This window comes from Actinomadura fulvescens (assembly GCF_039533225.1).
Taxonomy (GTDB): Bacteria; Actinomycetota; Actinomycetes; order Streptosporangiales; family Streptosporangiaceae; genus Spirillospora; species Spirillospora fulvescens.
In genome coordinates this window covers 435,331-441,330 of record NZ_BAAATD010000008.1, presented here as the reverse complement: position 1 = coordinate 441,330, position 6,000 = coordinate 435,331, and the positions used below count along the sequence as shown (strand labels likewise).

The 6,000-nt window shown below is 67.0% G+C and carries 6 protein-coding genes and 1 rRNA gene; all 7 read right to left on the bottom strand.

The annotated features are described in order from the left end of the window. A 16S ribosomal RNA gene (locus ABD333_RS29770) occupies window positions 1-116 on the bottom strand; the annotation flags it as partial. A gap of 822 nt (window positions 117-938) precedes the next feature. Continuing rightward, entirely contained in the window at window positions 939-1,295 is a 357-nt protein-coding gene (locus tag ABD333_RS29765) for a hypothetical protein (RefSeq protein WP_344545834.1), read from the bottom strand. Between the two features lie 65 nt (window positions 1,296-1,360). Next, window positions 1,361-1,951, bottom strand: a complete 591-nt coding sequence (locus tag ABD333_RS29760) for an LURP-one-related family protein (protein ID WP_344545833.1) — start codon at window positions 1,949-1,951, stop codon at window positions 1,361-1,363. Between the two features lie 53 nt (window positions 1,952-2,004). Then, window positions 2,005-2,610 carry an LURP-one-related family protein gene (locus ABD333_RS29755; protein WP_344545832.1) on the bottom strand — a complete coding sequence of 202 codons (606 nt, stop codon included), beginning with the start codon at window positions 2,608-2,610 and terminating at the stop codon, window positions 2,005-2,007. A gap of 189 nt (window positions 2,611-2,799) precedes the next feature. Further along, the gene (groL, locus tag ABD333_RS29750; protein ID WP_344545831.1) at window positions 2,800-4,425 is read right to left on the bottom strand and encodes a chaperonin GroEL; all 1,626 of its coding nucleotides are present in this window, start codon (window positions 4,423-4,425) and stop codon (window positions 2,800-2,802) included. Window positions 4,426-4,838: 413 nt separating this feature from the next. Further along, window positions 4,839-5,039 (bottom strand): cold-shock protein, encoded by a 201-nt coding sequence (locus tag ABD333_RS29745; protein ID WP_344545830.1) that lies wholly within the window; start codon window positions 5,037-5,039, stop codon window positions 4,839-4,841. 179 nt (window positions 5,040-5,218) lie between these two features. Further along, window positions 5,219-5,842, bottom strand: coding sequence for a hypothetical protein (locus ABD333_RS29740; RefSeq protein WP_344545829.1), 624 nt, complete (start codon window positions 5,840-5,842; stop codon window positions 5,219-5,221). Window positions 5,843-6,000: the final 158 nt, after the last annotated feature.

Here is a 6,000-nt window from a genome sequence, read left to right as displayed (position 1 = left end):
CGTGTTACTCACCCGTTCGCCGCTCGAGTACCCCCGAAGGGGCCTTTCCGCTCGACTTGCATGTGTTAAGCACGCCGCCAGCGTTCGTCCTGAGCCAGGATCAAACTCTCCATCAAGGCCACACGACCCACCCGAACCAAAAGACCCGAGCGAGCCAAACCTCAGAGCAAATCCCAGCAATGCAACCCCCAAAAAGGGGCCGCTTTGCCTCAAAGAAATCCCCAACCACAACCCCCAAACAAGGATCGCGGCCACGGGGAGACCAGACACACAAAAGTGCGCTGGCCTATAAAGGCACTGGCTTTTAACACGCTGTTGAGTTCTCAAGAAACGGACACCCGCCGTTGGGTCCCGCTTTCGCGTTTCCCGCTCGGAGGCGACTCATTTACTTTATCAGATCCGACCGGCTTGTCAATTTCCCGGTCTTTTCCGATTCCGCCGTTCGTGATTCCGCTTGCGCGGCCTCTTTCCGGGCGGGTGTTGCTATTTCATCAGATCTAGCCGACTTGTCAAAATCAGCCATTCCGACCCACCGCGGAGCGCGGGCATGGAAAACCAGGCCCGATCATCGTTGGTGGTTTCCCCCGGGCCGGCCACCGGCAATCGGCGTCCTGCTCCCCGTGGGGCGAAGAGAACAGTATGCCCACTCGGACCGAACGTCAAACCGACTGGCACACAAAGTCGCGGCGTGTCGCGGTGCCCGGCACCGCAGCACTGCTCGCGTGCAGTGAACGGCCTGGTCACAAGGTCAGAGGGGGCATGAATCCCCGTTCTGTCCCTATTTGGTAACGACGAGGCGCGGCATCCCTATTCCCGCTGCCCATCGCAGTTCCAAGCCAAGTGGGAGGCTTTGTCCCCTCGGATGGAGCAGCAACCGACCCACACCCCGCGTCCGTCCCTCGCACCACGCCCCAGAGCTCTGCCCAGCCGAGCCACCGTCAGGGCTTGGCTACGAGGCCGCCTATGAAGAGCACTCCTTCGGCGAACACCCAGAGGAAGGCCGCGACCGTCAGGAAGGTGTCGAGACGGTCGTCGTCGCGGCGAACGGACGGGAGGGCCCACGCGGTCAGGGCGGTCACCGCGGCCAGGCCCGCCGGGCCCGCCGACAGCCGGACGGCGACGTCGAAGTCGGCGCCACAGGTCGCGTCGTACTCGTTCGCGTCGCCGCAGAAGGCCGCGTCGCCCCAGCCGCCCAGGGCGGAGAAGCCCCACAGCGCGGCCAGCACGGCGTTGGCGATCGTGGGAATGGCCGGTGAGATCCACCAGCCGTTCGAGCGTCCGGGCATGGCCTGCACGAACGGACCGTACCTCGCGGTCGGACGGCCCGGAAGCCCGTGGACGTTACCGAAAGCCCACCTGCCTAGGTGATGTCCTTGGACTCGTGCAGGAGCAGGTCCATGGCGATCGCGGTGACCACCGCCATCGTGCGCAGCGGTTCCGGCACCGGATCGGAGATCTCCACCGCGTACCGGTCGGCGGTGGTCAGCAGATGGGTCGCCACGCCCGCCCACTTCTTCTGGACGTGCGCCACCTGGTTGCCATCGGAGTCCTTCACGGTGAAGTTGCGTCGCGGCACGTCGCCCACGACCTCGCCGAACCGTTTGTCGTCCACGTCGCGCAGCGAGTAGAGCCTGCCCACACGTTCGGTGCGGAACGACCCGATGACCTCGCCGTCGGGGCGCCGCACCGCCGTGAGCATCCTGCCCATGGCCTTGTCCACGTGCAGGAGCGGCTCACCCTCGGGCGTCGCCAGTTCGACGGCGCGCGCGTCCATCTCGGATTTGCCCGGGAAGACCGCCTTCAGCGACTCTCCGCGCGACCTGACCTTGATCTCGGAGCCGACCGCGAGGAGCGTGCCCTCGCCGTCCAGCACCTTGTACTGCGTCTTGGAGAACAGACCCTTGCGGGGTTGCTCGACCCTGAGCACGGGGGAGTTGAAGAGATCGCTCACCCGGCGATCCTGCCAAAGTCCCGGCGGCACGCAACAGGGCCCGAGGGCCACAGTCAGGCGAGGGCTCCGAGATCCGGCAGGTCCTTGCCCTCGTACAGCATCAGGTCCAGCGCGATCGGCGCCGCCACGACGAGCACGCGCAGCGGGTCCGGCAGCGGATGGAAGAACTCGACGGCATAGCGGTCCGCGGTCGTGAGGACCTCGGTCGCCGCGCCCTTCCACTTCTTGTCGACCTGCGCGACGTGCGCGCCCGCACCGTCCAGCACCTTGAACTTCCGGGCGAGCTTGTTGCCCTCCAGCCTGCCGACCGGACGTTCGGCCGCGTCCAGCAGCACATACCGCCACTTGAAGCGGTCCGACCGGATCGAGCCGACCAGCGTGCCGTCCGGTGCGCTGACCCAGCTTCCCAGCGTGCTCTTCGGCCGTTCGACGACCAGCAACGGCGCGCCGCCCCGCGCGTGCTCCACCTGGACCACGCGCCGGTCGTCACCGTCGCCGAACAGCGCCCGCGTCGCCTGGCGACGCAGCGGGACGGACCGTTCCGCTGCCGTGGCCAGCGGTATCCCGGCGCCGTCGGAGATCGTGTACTGCGACTTGGCCGAGGGGATGCGGCGCGGCTGTTCGACCTTCAGGACCGGGGAGTTGAAGAGATCGCTCACGTGTCCTCATGCTCTGTGGTGAGGCGGCGCCTGACCGGCCCGAAGAAACCGTGTCGCCGGAAGCAGGCTGTCATCGATCAAGAGTGTGCCATCCCCTGCCCGCGACCAGCCGTCCTGCCGCCGCCCGGGGACGACTAGAGGGGCGGCCCCGTCAGGAACCGCCCCTCTGTTCGTACAGTCAGGACTTGATCAGAAGTCCATGCCGCCGGCGCCGTCCGGCATGGCCGGAGCGGCGTTCTTCTCCGGCTTCTCCGCGATGACGGCCTCGGTGGTGAGGAACAGAGCCGCGATCGACGACGCGTTCTGCAGCGCCGAGCGGGTCACCTTGGCCGGGTCGAGGATGCCGGTCTCGAACATGTTCACGTACTCGCCGGTGGCGGCGTTCAGGCCCTCGCCGGGGGTCAGCCCGCGGACCTTCTCCACCACGACGCCGCCCTCAAGGCCGGCGTTCACCGCGATCTGCTTGAGGGGCTCCTCAAGCGCACGCTTGACGATCGCGGCACCGGTGGCCTCGTCGCCCTGCAGCTCCAGCTTGTCGAACGCCTTGGCGCCGGCCTGAATCAGCGCCACGCCACCGCCGGGGACGATGCCCTCTTCGACGGCCGCCTTCGCGTTGCGAACGGCGTCCTCGATGCGGTGCTTGCGCTCCTTCAGCTCGACCTCGGTCGCCGCGCCGGCCTTGATGACGGCGACGCCGCCGGCCAGCTTGGCGAGGCGCTCCTGGAGCTTCTCGCGGTCGTAGTCGGAGTCGGTGTTGTCGATCTCGGTACGGATCTGGTTGACCCGGCCCGCGATCTCGTTGGCGTCACCGGCACCGTCCACGATCGTGGTCTCGTCCTTGGAGACCACGATCTTCCGGGCGCGGCCCAGCATGTCGAGCGTGGTGCTCTCCAGCTTGAGGCCGACGTCCTCGCTGATGACCTGGCCGCCGGTCAGCGTGGCGATGTCGCCCAGCATGGCCTTGCGGCGGTCACCGAAGCCCGGGGCCTTGACGGCCACGGACTTGAAGATGCCACGGATCTTGTTGACGACCAGCGTGGCCAGGGCCTCGCCCTCGACGTCCTCGGCGATGATCAGCAGCGGCTTGCCGGACTGCATGACACCTTCGAGAACGGGCAGCAGGTCCTTGTTGGCCGACGCCTTGCCCTGAACGATCAGGATGTACGGGTCCTCGAGGACCGCTTCCATCCGCTCGGGGTCGGTCACGAAGTACGGCGAGATGTAGCCCTTGTCGAAGCGCATGCCCTCGGTGAGCTCGAGTTCGAGCCCGAAGGTGTTGCTCTCCTCGACGGTGATGACGCCTTCCTTGCCGACCTTGTCCATCGCCTCGGCGATCATCTCGCCGATCTGCGCGTCGCCGGCGGAGATGGAGGCCGTGGAAGCGATCTGCTCCTTGGTCTCCACGTCCTTGGCGAGCTTGGACAGCTCCTCGCTCACGCGCTCCACCGCGGCCTCGATGCCCCGCTTGAGGGACATCGGGTTGGCTCCGGCGGCCACGTTGCGCAGGCCCTCGCGGACCAGCGCCTGGGCGAGGACGGTCGCCGTCGTCGTGCCGTCACCGGCGACGTCGTCGGTCTTCTTGGCGACTTCCTTGACGAGCTCGGCCCCGATCTTCTCCCACGGGTCCTCGAGCTCGATCTCCTTGGCGATCGATACACCGTCGTTGGTGATCGTGGGAGCGCCCCACTTCTTCTCCAGAACGACGTTGCGGCCCTTGGGCCCAAGGGTGACCTTCACGGCATCAGCGAGCTGGTTCATGCCGCGCTCAAGGCCGCGACGGGCCTCCTCGTCGAACGCGATCATCTTTGCAGCCATAGGCTCCAGTCCTCCCGGAACAAGGTGGCTATGACGGATCGAGCCGACGCCCGCGACGGACGGCCCCACCTCGGACGGCTTCCATTCCGCCGCCGAGACCAAGGCCTCATCGCCCCGACCCAGACTGTGGGATTGTCACTCTCCACAGGCGAGTGCCAACCGTTTTTTAGCACTCTACCCTGTCGAGTGCAAGCGCCCAACATCCCCGCCGGGGTCAGGCCGATCTACCGCCCCAGAACCTGCCTCACCTGGGGCAAGGCAGTCCAAACCCGGATGAGCCACGCTCTCCTGACAGCCGCTGTAGGTCACGGTCATCCGCCGTTCACGGAACAACCGCGGAACGGACGGCACCTGGTCAGCCACCCGAGGGATCCAGCTCTTCCCCTCGACGCGCGCCCGTGGCGGGCTCGGCTTCAGAGGGCTCGGACAGCGTCCGCCTGCGGGCCTCTGTCGCTCTGGGTTATCTCGAACTCCACTCGCTGACCCTGTTCGAGGCTGCGGTAGCCGTCCATCTGGATCGCCGAGTAGTGAACGAACACATCCCGGTCGCCGTCGACCGCGATGAAGCCGTACCCCTTGTCGGCGTTGAACCACTTCACTGTGCCTTGAGCCATTCCGAAAACCTGCCGCTCGTCCGTGGCCCCCGGCCACGATTGACGCTCCGGGCCCCACCCCTTCTACCGCGGGGCTCGTCGACCAGCGTCCGTGTCTCCATGACCCTCAGGGCCGCGGCGGGGTTCGACCGGCGTGATCGGGGTCGACCTTATAGGCGACCTGATATCGGCGGCAGCCCTTACGACGGAAGTCCTGACGGCCGGTAATGGTCACCATCGGAAGCCCGTACGAGCGGCAGCACTTCCTCTTCCAGACGCCGCGACAAACGGAACCCGTAGCGCCTCTCCAGCCGGTCCCGCGCCCGCACGTACCGGGCCGCGGCCTCCTCAAGCGAACGGGGAACGGCCGCGATGCCGAGGGGCTCAAGGAGATGCCCGCTCATCTTGAGCAGTTCGCCCCGTACCCGGTCGGTCATGCCGCGGCGTCGCTTGCTGACGAGCCACAAGGACCAGTCCCAGAAATGCGCGTCGACGGCGGCGAGCGTGTCGGGGCCGACCCGCCACGGTGGGTTCCAGCTGCGCGGCACATCGGGAAAGATCAGGTCGACCTTGGCGGGCCCGGTGAAGATGAGCAGATAGCTCTCGTAGTCACCGAGCGGATCCCACTGTGCGGCGATCGGGTCGTACGGAGCGACAAGGTCCGGCAGGTCCGCGGCCACGTGACCGAAGTCCTCGGCCGCGACATGGAAGTCCCAGTCCGACAACTCGGTCGCGTGGCCGCGCGCCCGAGATCCGATCAGCTCCACCTCACGCACGCTGGGATGGGCCAGCACGACACCCGCAATGTCCTCCGCTATCCCCATGCGGGCCTCTTACCCGATCTATCAGCACAAAAGCGCTTCGGGTGTGGCCAGGACCGACCCTGGCCAACGGGGAATCCCGAACGCCCGGACGTTCCGGCGCCATGGCACCGGCCTGAGCCGCCAGGTCACCCGCACGACGGGTCACGCCGACGGCCGGT

Excerpts from the sequence above, each read along its gene's own strand:
- groL (WP_344545831.1), bottom strand. The coding sequence starts at position 4,425 with ATGGCTGCAAAGATGATCGCGTTCGACGAGGAGGCCCGTCGCGGCCTT.
- ABD333_RS29745 (WP_344545830.1), bottom strand. The coding sequence starts at position 5,039 with ATGGCTCAAGGCACAGTGAAGTGGTTCAACGCCGACAAGGGGTACGGC.
- ABD333_RS29740 (WP_344545829.1), bottom strand. The coding sequence starts at position 5,842 with ATGGGGATAGCGGAGGACATTGCGGGTGTCGTGCTGGCCCATCCCAGC.